We start from the raw sequence: 18077 nt of genomic DNA, 5'->3' as shown, positions 1-18077 counted from the left end.
AATATGCACCTATAAAAAAGTCAGCTATGCTGACACCAAGAACCTAAAAATTAAGTATTAATAAAAACCTAGGTCAATAATTTAACTAAAATTCTAATTTAACAAAATAATAAAATGCTATTCTCCATTTAAGGAATAGCATTTTCTTTTATATTAGCTTATGAAATTTGGAGCGGGAGACGGGATTCGAACCCGCAACGTCCACCTTGGGAAGGTGACACTCTACCATTGAGTCACTTCCGCAAAATATACAAATCAATAAATATTACCATAATAAAATATGGTGCAGATGAAGGGAGTCGAACCCTTACACCGATTGGCGCTAGATCCTAAGTCTAGTGCGTCTGCCAATTCCGCCACATCTGCATACCATTATTATACATCTTTTCAATTAAATTTCAATAGACTTTCCATGGTTTTTTGTAAACATTTTTATGCTTATTTTTTCTTTTCTCTACAATATCCATTTTCATCAAATTTATTCTTGAGCTCTCTTCCTACAAGGTATATAGAAAAAATAATTATAAATTCGAATCAAAATTAATTTATCTATATTTTGTAAATACATAAAAATACTTATATAAAGTATTTTTTATTTTTACTATTTAATAAAAAATTTTATATTATATTGACAGTTAAAAATTCAATGATTATAATACTGTAATATAAATATTAAAGATAACACGTTGATGAGGACAGTAAGCTAAAACCTTATTTTTCAGAGAGAGAATATATTGGTGTGAGTATTCTTAAATAAATTTAGACTGAAAACCACCTCTGAGTGGTCCTAATAAGACCCGTTATTATCACGTTACGATATATTTAAGTGACCTTACTATAGGTATATACATTTTTTATATCTATTTAGGTAATTAGAGTGGAACCACGGATATTATACTTCGTCTCTATATTTTAGAGGCGAAGTTTTTTATTTTACTAATTGCTATTTTTAATAAAAATTAAGAATAAAAAACACTGAGAGGAGAATTTAACAATGATAAAAATAACTTTAAAAGATGGATCTGTTAAAGAATTTGAAGCTGGAATATCAGTGCTAGATATTGCAAAATCAATAAGCGAAGGTTTAGCTAGAAATGCTTACTGCGGAATTTTAAATGGTGAAGTATGTGACCTTAGAACTATAGTTAATGAGGATGCTGAACTTAGCATATGCACTTTCGATTCTCAAGAAGGAAAAGATGCTGTAAGACACAGTGTATCTCACGTTTTAGCTTATGCTGTTAAGAGATTATTCCCTGAAACAAAATTAGCTATTGGACCATCAATTGCTAATGGTTTCTACTATGATTTTGATAGAGATAATGCATTCTCAACTCAAGACTTAGAAAAATTAGAAGCTGAAATGAAAAAGATAATAAAAGAAAATCCTTCAATTGAAAGATTTGAACTTCCAAGAAATGAAGCTTTAGAATTAATGAAGGATGAACCATACAAGGTTGAATTAATAAACGACCTTCCTGAAGACGAAGTAATTTCATTCTACAAAATGGGTGACTTTACTGACCTTTGTGCAGGACCTCACGTTATGTCATTAAAAAATATAAAAGCTATAAAACTTACTAGAAGTGCTGGTGCTTACTGGAAAGGTAATGAAAAGAATAAGATGCTTACTAGAATATATGGTACTGCATTCTTAAAGAAAGCTGATCTTGATGAATTCTTAGAAGCATTAGAAGAAGCTAAGAAGAGAGACCACAATAAATTGGGAAGAGAATTAAAATTATTCACTACTGATGAAAAGGTAGGTCAAGGTCTTCCACTATTAATGCCTAAGGGAGCTAAAATAGTTCAAACTCTTCAAAGATGGATTGAAGATGAAGAAGAAAAAAGAGGCTATGTTTTAACAAAAACTCCATATATGGCTAAGAGCGACTTATATAAAGTTTCAGGACACTGGGATCACTACAAAGATGGTATGTTTGTATTAGGAGATGAAGAAAAGGACGATGAAGTATTTGCTTTAAGACCTATGACTTGCCCATTCCAATACACTATATACAATGCTGAACAACACAGTTATAGAGATCTTCCTATAAGATATGCAGAAACTTCTACTCTATTCAGAAATGAAGCATCAGGAGAAATGCATGGACTTATCAGAGTTAGACAATTTACTTTAGCTGATGGTCACTTAATAGTTACTCCAGAACAACTTGAAGATGAATTCAAGGGAGTTATTGAATTAATTAAATATGTTATGGATACTCTAGGAATCTCAGATGATATAAGCTACAGATTCTCTAAATGGGATCCAAACAACACTGAAAAATACATCAATGATCCAGAAGCTTGGAATAGAACTCAAGATATAATGAGAACTATCTTAGACCACTTAGAAATAGATTACGTTGAAGCTGATGATGAAGCTGCATTCTACGGACCAAAACTTGATATCCAATTCAAGAACGTTCACGGAAAAGAAGATACTATCATCACAGTTCAAATCGACTTTGCACTAGCAGAAAGATTTGATATGACTTATATAGATAAGAATGGTGAAAAGAAACGTCCTTACATCATTCACAGATCTTCTATCGGATGTTATGAAAGAACTTTAGCAATGCTTATAGAAAAATATGCTGGTGCATTCCCAACTTGGTTATCTCCAGTTCAAGCTAAGATTTTACCAATCTCAGATAAATACAATGATTATGCTGAAAAAGTAACTAAAGCCTTAAAAGATAGAGGAATCAGAGTTGAATGCGACTACAGAGCTGAAAAAATCGGATATAAGATTAGAGAAGCTAGACTTGAAAGATCTCCTTATATTTTAATTGTAGGTGAACAAGAAGCTGCAAACAACACTGTTTCAGTAAGAAGCAGAAAGAACGATGATGAAGGTGCTATGGATTTAAATGCATTTGTAGACAGAATCGTAGCTGAAGTTGCTAACAAAGAAAGATAATTTATTCAATTGAGAATATCTCCACTTTTCGTGAGTATTCTGTGAGTAATTAAAAATTTATAGAAATACCTGAACTTGTTTTCTATTAGTTCAGGTATTTTTTATAATATATTTTATATTCAAAAAGAAATTCTATAAGCTTTTCCTAATACTTTTCATATATTAATCTTCAATTGAATCAAGCGCCTGCTTAATATCTTCTAATATATCATCAATATTTTCAAGTCCAACAGACAATCTTATAAGCCCTGGTGTAATTCCTGCTGCTACAAGCTGCTCATCTGTTAATTGTCTATGAGTTGCACTTGCTGGGTGTAATACACAAGTACGAATATCTGCAACATGTACAACATTCTCAGCTAATTTTAAACTATCCATAAATCTTATTGCCTTATCTCTACTTCCTTTAATTGAAAATGAAATAACTCCACTACATCCATTAGGTAAATATTTTCTAGCTAAATCATTATATTTATTATCCTTAAGTGTTGGATAATTTACAAACTCAATTTTATCATGTTCATTTAAAAATTCAGCTACTTTTTCAGCATTTCTACAGTGCTTTTCTATTCTTACTGGTAATGTTTCTAATCCTATATTTAAAAGGAATGCAGCCTGTGCTGAAGGATAACATCCTAAATCTCTAATTAATTGAAATCTTGCTTTATTAATATACGCAGCTTTTCCAAAATGCTTTGTATAGGATACTCCATGATAAGATTCATCTGGTTCTGTTAATTCTGGGAACTTACCATTTGCCCAGTTAAAATTACCACTATCAACAATTACTCCACCAATCTGAATAGCATGACCATCCATATATTTAGTAGTAGAATGAATAACTATATCTGCACCAAACTCTATTGGTCTACAAAGGACTGGAGTCGCAAAAGTATTATCAACTATAAGTGGTACATTATTCTTATGAGCAATCTTTGCAAATTTTTCAATATCGAATATGCATATTGCAGGATTTGCAATAGTTTCTCCAAATACAGCTTTTGTATTTGGTTTAAATGCTTTTTGAATTTCCTCTTCTGATAAATCTGGATCTACAAATGTACATTCAATACCAAATTTCTTTAAAGTAACATTAAATAGATTAATTGTTCCTCCATATATAGTAGCTGCACTTACAATATGATCTCCAGCACTAAGAATATTCATTACACTAACTAATGCAGCTGCTTGTCCTGAAGTTGTACAAATAGCCCCAACTCCCCCTTCTAATGCTGCTATTTTTTCTTCAACAAATCCAACTGTTGGATTAGAAATACGCGAATACATATGTCCATCAGCAGATAAATCAAATAATTTCCCTACTTCATTAGTGTTATCATATCTATATGTAGTACTTTGATATATTGGAAGTGCCACTGGCTCTCCATTCATTGGTTTGTATCCTTCATGCAAACACTTTGTTTCAATTTTCATTTTTATATGCCCCCTATAATATAAATAAACTTATCTAAATTATACCTTAATTTTCTATATAAGTTAATAAATCCTTTAATTATTTATTGCTAAATTTAAAATTATTATTATTCTTCATGCATATCAATATAAATATCTTTTATATTCTTCATTCTTTTATTCAAAACTTCTATCTTAGATTTTATATCAATAATCTGCCTACTCTCTTTTTCAAAAGCTTCAAGCTCTTTGTTTAAATCATTTCTTTTAATAAAAATATCATTGTACACACTTTGATTTTTCTTCCAAATTTCAACCATATTATTATAGCTTTTTATATTTTCTTCTTGAGTTTCATAATCTATTCTACTAATTAAAATTTCAGCAACAATTAATGGGATAAGTTCATCTATATTCTTAAAATTTAATATTCCACTTGATAAAAAAAGCATTATTCTAAATGTTCCTGCAAGAAAGCTTTCAATAGAAATTTGAGAATTATCTGATATTATATTACTGTCTTTAGTAGCATTTTTTAATACTTCTAATATAAATGCATATACCTCTATATATTCTCTTGAATTTCTTAATTCAACAATTATACTTAAATATTCAAATGGATTTTTTCTTATAGAATTCAAAATTTCTTTTTCATTCATAGATAAAAATTTAAATTTATTATTGTTATAAAACATTGTGTTTGGTCTATTTCTTATTTCTATAATATCTTCATATATTTTAGATAAAAGTAAATCATCTATCTTTATATTTTTATACCTAATTTTCAGTGCTTCTATAAATTTTTGAAGATAGTATACTTTTATAGAATAAGCTTTATTCTCAATATATTTAAATCCCTCTTCAGGCATTAACATATTGTATGCTACATTTATAATTTCATCAGTACTCTCAACAAACTTTTTTTTGTTGCATATAGACACATTTTTAATTCCTGTCATTTTAACAAGCTTGTAATATAAAATTATTCTTATCTGTTCATCACTAACGGAGTTTAATTCCTGTAAATTTTTATTTAAATCTTTCATAAACTTAGATTCAGCCAATCCATACTTAAACATCCATTCTCTTGATTTATCTAAAATACTATATGTTGTACTATAACTTTTTATAAGACAATATAATACTCTAAGCTGTCTTCCATTAAGATTTAAAAAGCTTTTATAAAATTCTTTCTCTCTAATTTCAGCTCTCAATTTATCATCTAAAATAATTCCAAACACTCGAACTTTTTTTTCAAGTTCTTCTAATGTCTTATTATATGCTTCTATTTCACTATAAAATATCTTATTCTGGAAATTAAATTCTCTATTTACATCACCCTTACGAATGATAAGATTTTTCTTCAGTATATTATCATCTGTAAATTCACACGTTTCCAATATATCCTGATATTCATTAGTCATTTTAAGAGCATTCTTATACTGCTCTCTTATCTGCTCAAGGAGCTTGTCTAAAAAATTCATCTCAGAAATTATTTCTGAATCACTTTCATCAAGATTTTTTATTCTATTTTTTATATTCTTATTATCCAATTCACATCTTACTAAAAGACTTTCTTTCTGAGCAAGAATTTTATGATTTTGTATACATTCATCTTTAACTTTATATGTAGATTTAATAATTCTTTCATGGGATGATTTAATCCTTTCTAATAATTCTCTATGTGATTTGACATCCCTAAATATAGAATCTCTCTTATTTTCAAGTTCAGTTTTTTCCCTTTTTATTGAAATTATTATCTTATTAAGCTGTGATATATCCTTAGCCTGACTTCCCATTTCTATTATTTTTTCTCTTAAATTATTGATTTGATTATCTTTTAAATTTATATCATTCTGTACTTTCTTTAATTCACGAGACTCAAAATCAATATTCATTGGTGCATTAAATATTAAATTATCAGTATTCTTCATAACATCATGCTTTTCTTTGCTTAAATACCAACAAAAAATTCTATGGGTAAGTTCTAAAAGCTCTATAGGATTCTTAGTTATCTGTTTATCTCTGCTTCTATATAAAGTAATTCCTACTCCATTTATTCTTATTATCTGTATATATTCATAAATTTCTTCTGGAAGATTGATTTCTTTATTAGCTTTTATATTTTTTATAAGAGTACCTGTTGGAATATTTACATTAATTCCATTCTCTTGAGCTATAGACCTTAGGAATTTTTCCAAAACCTTTCGAAGTACTATTTTAGTTATTTGAGGAAAATCCTCACTTGCACATTCAGCCTTTTTTAAGTCTTCATAATAAACACTTAGTTTTGTATTCTTTAAATAACTAAAATTACTCTCATAATATTTCATCATATTCTCTCTTTGTACACTTCCTTAAAACTTTATAAATTGTTTTTCTGTTATTACTGCATCAATTGATACATCTTCTTTATCCGTAGGAACTTTATCCATCAGTTGAAAATCATAAGCTAACACAAGTTTCATAATTCTTGATTTATTTTCATCGTTTATTCTCTTAAAATATCTATCATAAAACCCTGCTCCATATCCTATTCTTCCACCATTTTTATCAAATGCCACTCCTGGGACAACAATTAAATCTAAATCATTAGGATTTATGAATGCTTCATCTTTTTTAGGTTCTAATGCTCCATATTTACTTTTAATTAAATTATCAAAATTATTAATTCTAACTGCATTCATTAATCTTGCACTAAATTCTGTTCTTGGAACATATATATTTTTACCTTCTTTTATAGCTCTTGTTATTATATATTTTGTATCTATTTCTGAACCATATGAAATATATATAAATATATTATTTGCCTGTTTATAGTAATTACTTTCAAAAAATTTATCAGTAATAATTTTATCGTAATTATCCTTTTCCTCTAAACTTAAGTTTTCTCTAATCTCTAATATTTCTCTTCTTATCTGCTTTTTATTATTACTTATTTGCTCCATATTAATTCTCCCTATAACCTATACTACTATCATTCATTAATGCCCCTAATAGACATACTTGGTTTTCTAAATGCAATTTCTTTCTTAATTTCATAGGTGTCTTTATTTATTGTTATTTTATAAATATCAGGACACCCTTCTTCTCTCCACTTTCTCATATAAGAAGGTGTAGCATATGCCTCAGTATAATAATTTTCATCATAGTAGTCTGAAAATTCAAGGTAAGATAAAATACTTTTCTTATCTAAAACCAAATCTTCTCTCTTTATATTACTGCATATAGGAATAAAATACCTGAGTGGTATTTCATAATTATATAGCCTATTCTTTTTAATAGGTTTCCCCTCTATTAATGCTCTTCTAAATAAAACACTATTCTTTTCTTTTTCATCTATTTTTACTTTAAATATAATCTTTTTACTTTTACTAAATTCAAGTTTAATCTTAATCATTCGCTAACTCACCATCTATCATATAGAAATAATAATATTTATATTAAATTTAACTATTTGTTCTGCATAATTAACTTCAAAATAATTATCTCATTTTATAATACAAATGACAATTAACCATATGCACCTGAATCAATATTTAAATCAAAAAAACACTAGAATAGAAATTCTAGTGTTTTAACATGCATATATTTACTTATTTTCTCCATCTACACTTATATAAGTTAAAGAACCACCTAATAGTAATCCTCCACCTATTATATTACCTATAATAACAAAGAATAAATTCTTTAATACTAAAGCCATTGGTAATCCACCTAATGAAAAATATGCAATAGAGAAAATACCAATATTAGCAATACTATGTTCAAATCCTGCAATTATGAAAGCAAATACTGCAAAAAATATCATAATAAATTTACCGCTTTCGCTTTTCATTTTTATTCCACCTAAGTACGCTAAACATACGCTGAAGTTACATAATATACCTCTTAATAGCATTTGAATTGGCGTTAATTCTAATTTACCATTTGCAACTTTTTCAATATAATGACTTATTATATCTAATGAAGCTCCACTCTTAACAAATAAAAATGATAAAAATATAATTCCAATAGCATTTGCTATAAGAGTTAATACCCATATTTTTAATACAGTAGGTACATTTACCTTTTTCTTCATTAAACCAACACTCATAACAAAGTTATTACTTGTAAATAATTCTCCACTAAAAAATACAACTTGAGCAATAGCAAAACAGAAAGTTGCTGCAATAATAACTTTTGCTACTTCTGGGTACTTTGGATAAAGCATTGCTCCAGTTGTATAAGAAAGAATTATTGCTATAACCATATAAAATCCTGTAACAATTCCTCTCCCTATATACTTTCCTAAATTATTCTTGGCTGCTTTAGCTTTTTTCTCAGACATCTTGCAAATTAATTCAATATCACTAGTATACATTTAACCCTCCCAAAACCTTAAATTGTCTTTTGTTTCCCAAAATTTATTGATAAACATGATTTTATACATATGCTTATATTAACCAATGCAATAAGTTGCAAAAAAAAATATAAACATACATATTATCAAATTCATGTATAATCAATTAATTACCATATTATATTTTACATGAAATATGCTCTTTGTCAAAAAGAAATTAATAATTTTATTATTTCTTTTTAAAATATGCTTGATATTTAAAAAAATCGCATTTAAATTCCCATATTATTCATATGTTTTTCCAATTATTTTTGTTTTAATTTTGTATATTTTATTATTTTTGTCAACATAACCTTATATCATTTGATTTCCACTATATACATCTCATATAATATAATTACCAAGGAGGAGATTGTAATATGGAAGATACTTTTTTATCAGATATTAATATTTTCAGCAACAGAATTTCTTTTTTAATTGAGCTTCATGCTAAACATGAAATAATATACATAATTAAAAATAAGCATAAAGATGAAATAGAAAATGAAATATCTATAACCGATAAAAAAAATGATTTATTAATTTGGAATGCTATTTATTCTAAGGAAATTATTAAAAATGGAATTGCAACTAAGTACCTCCATCCCATTTATAATAAATTTTATAAAGAGATATCTTCGTTAAGTTCAATAGATAAACTTCAAAAACTTGAGCTTGATATGATTGATACTTATGTTAACCTTCTTATAAATGATACAGAAGTTACAGATAATTTTGTAATTAATAGAATACTAAAGCATCTTCATCTTAATATAGAAAGCACTATTTCTTTAAAAAAATTATCTAATGACTTAAATTTATCTCAAGGATATATTTCAGATTGTTTCAAAAAACATATGGGCATTACAATAATGAATTACGCTAAAAAAATAAGAATTGACCGTGCAAAAGTTCTTCTTCTTACCACAAATGACAGTATTTTAGATATAAGCATAAGATTAGGCTTTCATGATCAAAGTCATTTTTATAAAGTATTTAAGTCGTTTACTGGTGTTTCTCCATCACAATATAGAAATGAAAACTTTGGTTAATAACTTTTTAAATTTAAAACAAGCTCCTAATAGAGAAGTTAAACTCTATTAGGAGCTTTATTAAATTAATAATAATTTATTAAATCTCTAATACCTTGTATTAACTGTTTATACTAAGTATAGGCTAATTAAAGATGCCATATATCTTCATTATATTGAGCTATAGTTCTGTCTGATGAGAAGAATCCAGCCTTACTTATATTAACTAATACTTTTTTGTTCCAAGTTTCTCTATCTTCATAATCCTTAAACATCTTATCCTTAGTCTTGATGTAATCTTCAATATCAAGTAATGTCATAAACCAATCCTTATTGATTAATTCATCATGAAGTCTTGTTAAGTTTTCCTTATCTCCAACTTCTATCATTTCATCACTTATGATAAAGTCTACTAATTCTTTAATATTTTCTTTTTCATAATATTCTTTTGAAACATAGTCTGCATTTTCATAGTGCTTGATTACTTCTTCTGAAGATTCACCAAAGATATATATATTGTCATCTCCAACTAATTCATGAATTTCAACATTAGCACCATCTTCAGTACCTAAAGTTAATGCTCCATTTAACATAAACTTCATATTACCAGTACCTGAAGCTTCTTTAGATGCAAGTGAAATTTGTTCAGATACATCACAAGCTGGAATTAATTTAGATGCTTTTGTTACATTATAGTTTTCAACCATAACAACATTTAAGTATTTATTTACTTCTGGATCATTATTTATAATTTCTTGTAAGCATAAGATTGTATGAATAATATCTTGTGCAATTATATAAGCTGGTGCAGCCTTAGCTCCAAATATCATTGTAATAGGAGTTGTTGGAACTTTACCATTTTTGATTTCTAAATACTTATTAATGATGTATAATACATTCATTTGTTGTCTCTTATATTCATGAAGTCTCTTAATTTGAATATCAAATATTGAATTTTCGTTTATATCAAGATTTTGAGTTTCTTTTAAGTATTTCTTTAATGCAATCTTATTGTCTTTCTTGATCTTATCAAGTTTAGCTAATACATTTTTATCATCTACGAATTTAGCTAAGTCTTCAAGTTTATCTGCATTTTTCTTAAATCCATCACCGATTAATTCAGTAATATAATCTGCAAGTTCATTATTACAGTGTAATAACCATCTTCTAAATGTTATACCATTTGTTTTATTGTTAAATTTCTCTGGATATATATCGCAGAATGGTTTTAATTCTACCTTTTCTAATATATCTGTATGAAGTGCAGCAACACCATTTACACTAAATCCATAGTGGATATCCATATTTGCCATATGAACTCTGTTTTCATCATCTATGATAGCCACTTTTTCATCATCATATTTAGCTTTTACTCTATTATCAAGTTCTCTAATTATAGGCATTAATTGTGGAACTGCTTTTTCTAAGTAATCTATTGGCCATTTTTCTAATGCTTCTGCTAAGATTGTATGGTTTGTATAAGCGCAAGTCTTAGTAACTATATCTATAGCTTCATCCATGCCAATTCCCTTTTGTCCTAATAATCTTATTAATTCAGGAATAACCATTGATGGATGAGTATCATTTATTTGAACTACTACATGTTCATTTAATTTATGAAGATCATATCCATTTTCTTCAGCTTCTAATAATATTAATTGAGCTGCATTACTTACCATGAAATATTGTTGATATACTCTAAGTAATCTTCCTGCTTCATCACTATCATCTGGATATAAGAATAAAGTTAAGTTTTTCTTTATATCTTCTTTGTCAAAATCTATTCCTTCTGTAACTAATGATTCATCAACTGTATCTATATCAAATAATCTTAATTTATTACAAGGCTTATCATATCCTGTTACAGCTATATCATAAAGAGTAGATTGAACCTTAAATCCTCCAAATGGTACTTCAAATTTAATATCTGATTTATCTAACCAGCTTTCATCTGTAAGCCATGGATTTTTAACAGCTTTTTGCTTATTGTTTTCAAATACTTGTTGGAATAATCCAAAGTGATAGTTAAGTCCTACCCCATCACCATTTAATCCTAAAGTTGCGATTGAATCTAAGAAACATGCTGCAAGTCTTCCAAGACCACCATTACCTAGTGAAGGTTCTAATTCCATTTCTTCAATTGCAGTTAAATCTTTATCATTTTTAGCTAATACTTCTTTAACTTCATTATAAAGACCTAAGTTAATTAAGTTATTAGATAATAATTTACCTATTAAGAATTCTGCTGAAATATAATATAACTTCTTGTCCCCTTTATTAGTTCCCTTTTCTTTAGCTTCTGCCTTTGTTAATTGTAATAATGCTGAATATATTTCTTCGTTAGTAGCAGTACTAATTGTCTTTTCAAATTTTTCATTTAAAAGTTCAGATAATTTCTTTTCTACCATATTAATCTCTCCTATTTCTTAAAATTTTCTATATACTGAAATCATTTAACATATTGTTATTACATAACGAAAACGCTTGCGTTCTTTACAAGATTATTTTAACAATTTAAAAAACAGGATACTTGTATATTTTTTATTTTTTTTGTACATTTCTTATATGATTTTAAAATTTTAATATTATTTTTTATTTATGATTACATTCTAATAAATCTATTTTATTTTTATATATAAAATCTTATTTTTAATTTACAACATAATTAAGTATCAAAATAACTTTTAAACAATTTTTATTGAACAAGAAAATAAGATGCGTAGATTACCCATTTCTACACATCTTATCTTCTCAATAAATTCTTTCAATTACCCTTTATACCATTTAATTAAAGATTCCCTTATCCTTAATTCTCTTAAATTCTCAAGTGGCTACCCCTTCAACCACTTTATATACCTTATACATTTAGTATAATATGCTAAGTACAACAAATGTACAACAAAATTTTATATTTTTAGTTTTTATAATTTTTAGAATTTATTTTTTATTCTATCAATAAAACTATATTTTTTATTTTTTTCTTCTAACATTCCTGTAGTAAATTCAGACCAGCTATAATTTATCATATATTCACCCATATATGAGTTAATAGCATTTATATCCATATTTAAAAAGTCATAATAATCACACTGAAATGCCTCTGAATTTACAGAAAGACTATTATACTTCTTTATTATAATATCACTTGCATTAACTTCTTTAAGATCTTTTACCATATCAGATATATACACTTGCATTTGTTTCTGCAAAGAGCGATTATATTCTTTTTCTTCAAATAAAACTGCTGCAAGTTCTGCATTTGTAACACCAGCCCCTTTCTTATCAACTAAGTATGCAAGTATTTCCTTAGATTTTGACCTTCTAAAAGTAACAGGTTCATTATCAACAAATATTTCAAAATTACCAAAAGTCTGAACCCTTACTCTTTCTTTAATATTTTTTTCTACTGGATTTCTTAAATTCTCTAATTCCTCTAAAACTTTATCTTCGGATGCAGGTTTAATTAAATATCCACTAGCCCTTAAAGATACTGCTTCTAAAGCATATTCAGAATAACCAGTAACAAATATTATATTTATATTATTGCACTTATCTTTAAACTTTTTAGCTAATTCTATTCCACTAATTCCAAACATTTCAATATCTAAAAAAGCAACATCTGCTTGATTTTCTTCAAGAAATTCTAGCGCCTTTGTTGGTCTTGTAAATCCGTTAACTTCACTTCCTGGTTTTATTTTATTAACTATTTTAATTAAAGTTTTTACTGCTGGTTCCTCATCATCTACTATTATTATTTTCATATCTCTACTTCTCCTTTGCTGACTTTAAGTGTAATAGTGGTCCCTTCATTAGGAATACTTTGTATATCAAGACTTCCATTACACTGAGCAACAAGTCTCTTTCTTACATTTTCAATTCCTACATGAGTTCTTTTATCATCCTTTGTCTTAATATTATCAACATTAAATCCTACACCATTATCGCTAACAGTTATAATATACTCATCTTCTGTCTCACTTGTTTTTATAGTAACTATTCCCCCTTCTTCTTTTTTGGTTACCCCATACCTAACAGCATTTTCTACAATAGGTTGTATAGTCAACGGAGGAATCATAAAATCACAATTCTCTATATCATATACAACATTAACACGATTTCCAAATCTTATTTTTTCAAGTGAAAGATAGTGCTTCACATGCTCTAATTCTTTTTCAAAAGTAATTAATCCAGTACTACTTAAACTATCTACATTTCCCCTTAAAAAGCTTGCAAAGTCAATTACAGCTTGTTCAGCTTGTTCGGGATCTTCAGTACATAAATACCTTATTGTATTTAATGAATTATATAAGAAATGTGGCTGTATTTGACTGAGCATTACAGAAATACGAGACTGTATTAATTCATTTTCTAATATTCGCGCTTTTTCTATAATTGCATCATTGTTTCTTTTTTCATATATTAAAATAGCAAGCTGTATCATTCCAGCTATTATTATTCCTTTATCTAAAGCTATAGGTCCATCTCCTAAATTAGTTAAAAGTCTTATACAATCAACCACAGCTCCTATAATCATAGGTAGAACAAAAAATATAATGATATTCACATTCTTATTCTTTTTAACAAAATACTCGTATTGTAAATACATCATAATAATTAATATGTTTAAAATACTTAAAATAGATGTATGTGTAAATATCCTATACATATCAGTATTCCATACAACCTTCAGTAAAGCAGTAAATATAACCCACATAATAATCAAAATACAATTTATATTGCTTGCTTTTTTCAGCTTACCTGTAATATATGTGGATAAGTATAATGTAAGAAATAAGCATAGTAATTCTAAACTAATTATCTCCACCGATTGAGTTAATATAGGATATGGAATTATTAAAGAAACAAGGTTATAACGTATTCCAATCCATATACCTGCCATACACGTAAATCCACCACTGTATATAATTCTTCTAATGTTTTTACCCTTAAAAATTATCATAATTAAAGCTGCCAATAATTCACTTAATCCTAATGTTAATATTGACACTCCCATTAATATATCAAATCCATTTTTTTTAAATGCAAGCTTGTACATTACATCTGCAGATCCAAAATACATTTCATCAAGAAGAACCCTTATAGCATCTGAATTAATTCCTTTATATACATTATTAACTTCTATTTCTACTATATCATCAGTATTAATTCCATTAGAAGTAATTCCAATCCATACATTTCCTATAGTATGTTCTTTATCTACTGAAGGCCCAAGTACATAGTTACCGTTTATTTTCATATCTATATATAAATCTTTTGACCTCATCATAATTTCATTATTCTTAGGTATATCTTTATTAAAATGCCCTTTAAAATAATAAGTATGGTACTGACTCAAATCAAATTGAGTATCTGCTTTAAGTTCATTCCAACTACCATCATCTACTTTATACATTCCTTCAATTTGAACATTATAAAATCTTGAATCATATCCATTTAAATTACTTTTATCTTTATTATAAATAAATATGATTGAAGGTATAAGAACTAACATCATTAAAATAAACATTCCAAAAGTAAACTTATTTAAGTTTTCTGATAATCCTATCCCTATCTTATGTTTTCCCATATAACTAATTTCCTCTAAATTCTATAAATTTGAATGTTAAGACTATTATTATATCGAAATATTACCGCCATTATTAACCATTAATATTTTTTTATTGAATTTCTTTTTATTTAATCTTAAAAATTCTATTTATATTAAGTAAATAAATTAGTTAAAAGTCAAAATTCTTCATAAATATATAAGTAATAAAAAACTAGGCTAACATGAATATTCATGTTAGCCTAGTTTATAAACTAATTGTATTTATTATTCTACTGTTACACTCTTAGCTAAGTTTCTTGGCTTATCTATATCGCATCCTCTATCTTTAGCAATGTAATATGATAATAATTGAAGAACTACAACGCTTAATACTGGAGCAAACATATCTAATGTTCTTGGAATATAGATTATATCATCTAAAACTTCTTCCATTCCTTGAGTTCCTTCATAGCAGATACCTATTACTTTAGCTCCTCTTGCTTTAATTTCAACAATATTACTTACCATTTTTTCTTTTAAAGCTTCTTGAGTTAATAAAGTTATAACCTTAGTACCATCCTCTATTAATGCTATAGGACCATGTTTTAATTCTCCTCCAGCATATGCTTCTGAGTGAATATAAGATATTTCTTTAAGTTTAAGTGATCCTTCTAATGCTACTGCATAGTCTAATCCTCTTCCTAAATAGAACATATCATGTTCTTGATATATCTTTTCTGCTATTGCTTTTACTTTATCTTTATCTTCTAAAACTAGTTCTACCTTTCCTGGTAAATCTAATAACTCTTCTTTTAATTTATCTAATCTATCGCTCTTTAATCTTCCTAAAATTTTAGCAAATGTCATACCAATCATATACATTCCTATAACTTGAGTTGTATATGCTTTAGTAGAAGCAACTGATATTTCTGGACCTGCTAATGTATATAATACATGGTCTGCTTCTCTTGAAACTGAGCTTCCAACAACATTTGTTAAAGCAATTATTGTAGCTCCTATTGTCTTACAGTTTCTAAGTGCTGCTAATGTATCTGCTGTTTCACCTGATTGGCTTACAACGATAACTAAAGATTTTTCTGTTACAAGTGGATTTCTGTATCTGAATTCAGATGCGATATCAACTTCTACTGGAATTTTTGCAAGTGATTCAATTACAGTCTTTCCAACAAGTCCTGCATGATATGCAGTACCACAAGCTACTATAAATACTCTATCAGTATTTTCTAAATCTTCTTTAGTAATCTTTAAATCATCTAAAATCATGCTCTTTTCCATTGAAATTCTTCCAGCCATAGTATCTCTTATAGCTGTTGGTTGTTCATGAATTTCTTTTAACATGAAGTCTTCAAATCCACCTTTTTCAGCTGCATCTTCGCTCCAAGTTACATGATAAACATCCTTTGATATTTCTTCACCATCAGTATTGAAAAGCTTAACTCCATCTTTCTTAAGAACTGCAATTTCATGATCTTCTAAAAGATATACATCTCTTGTATAGCTTAATACTGCTGGAATATCTGATGCTATAAATGTTTCATCTTTTCCTAATCCAACTATTAATGGGCATTCTTTTCTTACTGCTATTAATTTATCTGGTTCGTCTTTACAAACAACTCCTAAAGCATAGCTTCCTTCAAGCTTTTTAAGTGCTTTAGTTACAGCTTCAAATAAATCTCCTTCATAGTAGTAGTCAATTAAGTTAGGAATTACTTCTGTATCTGTTTCTGATTTGAAAGTATATCCTTCACCTTTTAACCAGTTTCTAAGTGGTAAATAATTTTCGATTATACCATTTTGAACTACAGCAATAGTTTCTTTACTGTTTAAGTGTGGATGTGAATTCACATCTGATGGAGCTCCATGAGTAGCCCATCTTGTATGACCAATCCCCATAGTTCCTTCAACTGGATTTTCCTTTATATTTTCAGCTAAATTAGCTAATCTTCCTTTAAATTTTCTAACTTCAATTTGTCCATCATTAACGACAGCAACTCCTGCAGAGTCGTATCCTCTATATTCTAATTTTGATAATCCATTAATTAAAAATGATGTTGCTTTTCCGCTTCCTAAATATCCTACTATTCCGCACATATTACAATCTTCCTTCCTCATTTAGCGCTTGCATACATTCCCAAGAATAAAGCCACCTCTGACATCTAAAAATATACATTCATAAAATGAATTATTCTTAATTATCTAGATATTTATTCTGGTTATTCCCATGCAAGTATTTTTTATTATAATTTAAATTTTATCTAAGTTTAAATTCCTTATACTAGCTATCATACAAATATACACGCATTAATGTGCTACATATATATTTCTAAAAAAGGGTACAATAATCCTAGTACCTCAAAAAAGACTTAAACTTTAGAAGGTTTTAACACCAGACTGGATTTGTACTTTAAATCACTTTAAAGTTTTGCCAGCCGTTAACGGTAGTGCTATACCGTGGGGCACCCGCCGAAGTTTCGATAACTCCCCAACCTCGTCAACTTAAGTGAGCCTCCAAATCTTTGATTTGGCTAAGGCGAACTTACTCAGTAAATGCATATGCGCTGAGTTTCCCTTTTCAAATCTTTGATTTGGCTAAGGCGAACTTACTCAGCAAATGCATATGCGCTGAGTTTCCCTTTTCAAATCTTTGATTTGGCTAAGGCGAACTTACTCAGCAAATACAATGCGCTGAGTTTCCCTTTTCAAATCTTTGATTTGGCTAAGGCGAACTTACTCAGCAAATGCATATGCGCTGAGTTT

Annotated in this window: 11 protein-coding genes, 2 tRNA genes and 1 other annotated feature; of the genes, 2 read left to right on the top strand and 11 right to left on the bottom strand. The window is 27.8% G+C overall.

Features of this window, described 5'->3' with window-relative positions:
- Nucleotides 1–168: 168 nt before the first annotated feature.
- A tRNA-Gly gene (locus tag HF850_RS14200) sits at nt 169–243 on the bottom strand.
- 38 nt (nt 244–281) lie between these two features.
- Nucleotides 282–366: transfer RNA gene (locus HF850_RS14195), tRNA-Leu, on the bottom strand.
- Nucleotides 367–677: 311 nt separating this feature from the next.
- Nucleotides 678–910 (top strand) — a binding site (T-box leader).
- 84 nt (nt 911–994) lie between these two features.
- On the opposite strand from HF850_RS14195, the gene thrS reads away from it, so the two are divergent.
- A complete protein-coding gene (gene thrS / locus HF850_RS14190; protein WP_169106084.1) occupies nt 995–2926 on the top strand; it encodes a threonine--tRNA ligase in 1932 nt (643 codons plus the stop codon).
- Between the two features lie 162 nt (nt 2927–3088).
- Here the strand turns inward: thrS and HF850_RS14185 are convergent, their stop codons facing one another.
- The 5 genes from HF850_RS14185 to HF850_RS14165 form a co-directional block, all read right to left on the bottom strand.
- Nucleotides 3089–4360: an aminotransferase class I/II-fold pyridoxal phosphate-dependent enzyme gene (locus HF850_RS14185; protein WP_169106083.1), complete on the bottom strand. Its 1272-nt coding sequence runs from the start codon at nt 4358–4360 to the stop codon at nt 3089–3091.
- 107 nt (nt 4361–4467) lie between these two features.
- Nucleotides 4468–6672: a hypothetical protein gene (locus HF850_RS14180; RefSeq protein WP_169106082.1), complete on the bottom strand. Its 2205-nt coding sequence runs from the start codon at nt 6670–6672 to the stop codon at nt 4468–4470.
- A 24-nt stretch (nt 6673–6696) separates the two neighbouring features.
- Nucleotides 6697–7287: a 5-formyltetrahydrofolate cyclo-ligase gene (locus tag HF850_RS14175; protein WP_169106081.1), complete on the bottom strand. Its 591-nt coding sequence runs from the start codon at nt 7285–7287 to the stop codon at nt 6697–6699.
- A 29-nt stretch (nt 7288–7316) separates the two neighbouring features.
- Nucleotides 7317–7739, bottom strand: coding sequence for a hypothetical protein (locus HF850_RS14170; RefSeq protein WP_169106080.1), 423 nt, complete (start codon nt 7737–7739; stop codon nt 7317–7319).
- A gap of 192 nt (nt 7740–7931) precedes the next feature.
- Entirely contained in the window at nt 7932–8702 is a 771-nt protein-coding gene (locus HF850_RS14165; protein WP_169106079.1) for a formate/nitrite transporter family protein, read from the bottom strand.
- A gap of 398 nt (nt 8703–9100) precedes the next feature.
- Here HF850_RS14165 and HF850_RS14160 point away from each other — a divergent pair, with 398 nt between their 5' ends.
- On the top strand, nt 9101–9772 hold the full coding sequence (locus HF850_RS14160; RefSeq protein ID WP_169106078.1) for an AraC family transcriptional regulator: 672 nt from the start codon (nt 9101–9103) through the stop codon (nt 9770–9772).
- A 128-nt stretch (nt 9773–9900) separates the two neighbouring features.
- Here HF850_RS14160 and HF850_RS14155 read toward each other — a convergent pair whose 3' ends face one another.
- From HF850_RS14155 to glmS, 4 genes are all read right to left on the bottom strand, one after another.
- Nucleotides 9901–12159, bottom strand: coding sequence for a glycogen/starch/alpha-glucan phosphorylase (locus HF850_RS14155; protein WP_169106077.1), 2259 nt, complete (start codon nt 12157–12159; stop codon nt 9901–9903).
- 522 nt (nt 12160–12681) lie between these two features.
- Nucleotides 12682–13512, bottom strand: coding sequence for a response regulator (locus tag HF850_RS14150; protein WP_169106076.1), 831 nt, complete (start codon nt 13510–13512; stop codon nt 12682–12684).
- Nucleotides 13509–15338: a histidine kinase gene (locus tag HF850_RS14145; protein ID WP_169106075.1), complete on the bottom strand. Its 1830-nt coding sequence runs from the start codon at nt 15336–15338 to the stop codon at nt 13509–13511. Before HF850_RS14145 ends, HF850_RS14150 begins: the two co-directional genes overlap by 4 nt.
- Nucleotides 15339–15584: 246 nt before the next feature.
- On the bottom strand, nt 15585–17411 hold the full coding sequence (glmS, locus tag HF850_RS14140) for a glutamine--fructose-6-phosphate transaminase (isomerizing) (RefSeq protein ID WP_169106085.1): 1827 nt from the start codon (nt 17409–17411) through the stop codon (nt 15585–15587).
- Nucleotides 17412–18077 lie beyond the last annotated feature (666 nt).

The organism is Clostridium sp. SM-530-WT-3G, from assembly GCF_012843905.1.
Taxonomy (GTDB): Bacteria; Bacillota; Clostridia; order Clostridiales; family Clostridiaceae; genus Clostridium.
This window is presented reverse-complemented; position numbering and strand designations above follow the sequence as displayed.

Coding starts and splice junctions, on each gene's coding strand:
- thrS (WP_169106084.1), top strand. CDS start 995: ATGATAAAAATAACTTTAAAAGATGGATCTGTTAAAGAATTTGAAGCT.
- HF850_RS14185 (WP_169106083.1), bottom strand. CDS start 4,360: ATGAAAATTGAAACAAAGTGTTTGCATGAAGGATACAAACCAATGAAT.
- HF850_RS14180 (WP_169106082.1), bottom strand. CDS start 6,672: ATGAAATATTATGAGAGTAATTTTAGTTATTTAAAGAATACAAAACTA.
- HF850_RS14175 (WP_169106081.1), bottom strand. CDS start 7,287: ATGGAGCAAATAAGTAATAATAAAAAGCAGATAAGAAGAGAAATATTA.
- HF850_RS14170 (WP_169106080.1), bottom strand. CDS start 7,739: ATGATTAAGATTAAACTTGAATTTAGTAAAAGTAAAAAGATTATATTT.
- HF850_RS14165 (WP_169106079.1), bottom strand. CDS start 8,702: ATGTATACTAGTGATATTGAATTAATTTGCAAGATGTCTGAGAAAAAA.
- HF850_RS14160 (WP_169106078.1), top strand. CDS start 9,101: ATGGAAGATACTTTTTTATCAGATATTAATATTTTCAGCAACAGAATT.
- HF850_RS14155 (WP_169106077.1), bottom strand. CDS start 12,159: ATGGTAGAAAAGAAATTATCTGAACTTTTAAATGAAAAATTTGAAAAG.
- HF850_RS14150 (WP_169106076.1), bottom strand. CDS start 13,512: ATGAAAATAATAATAGTAGATGATGAGGAACCAGCAGTAAAAACTTTA.
- HF850_RS14145 (WP_169106075.1), bottom strand. CDS start 15,338: ATGGGAAAACATAAGATAGGGATAGGATTATCAGAAAACTTAAATAAG.
- glmS (WP_169106085.1), bottom strand. CDS start 17,411: ATGTGCGGAATAGTAGGATATTTAGGAAGCGGAAAAGCAACATCATTT.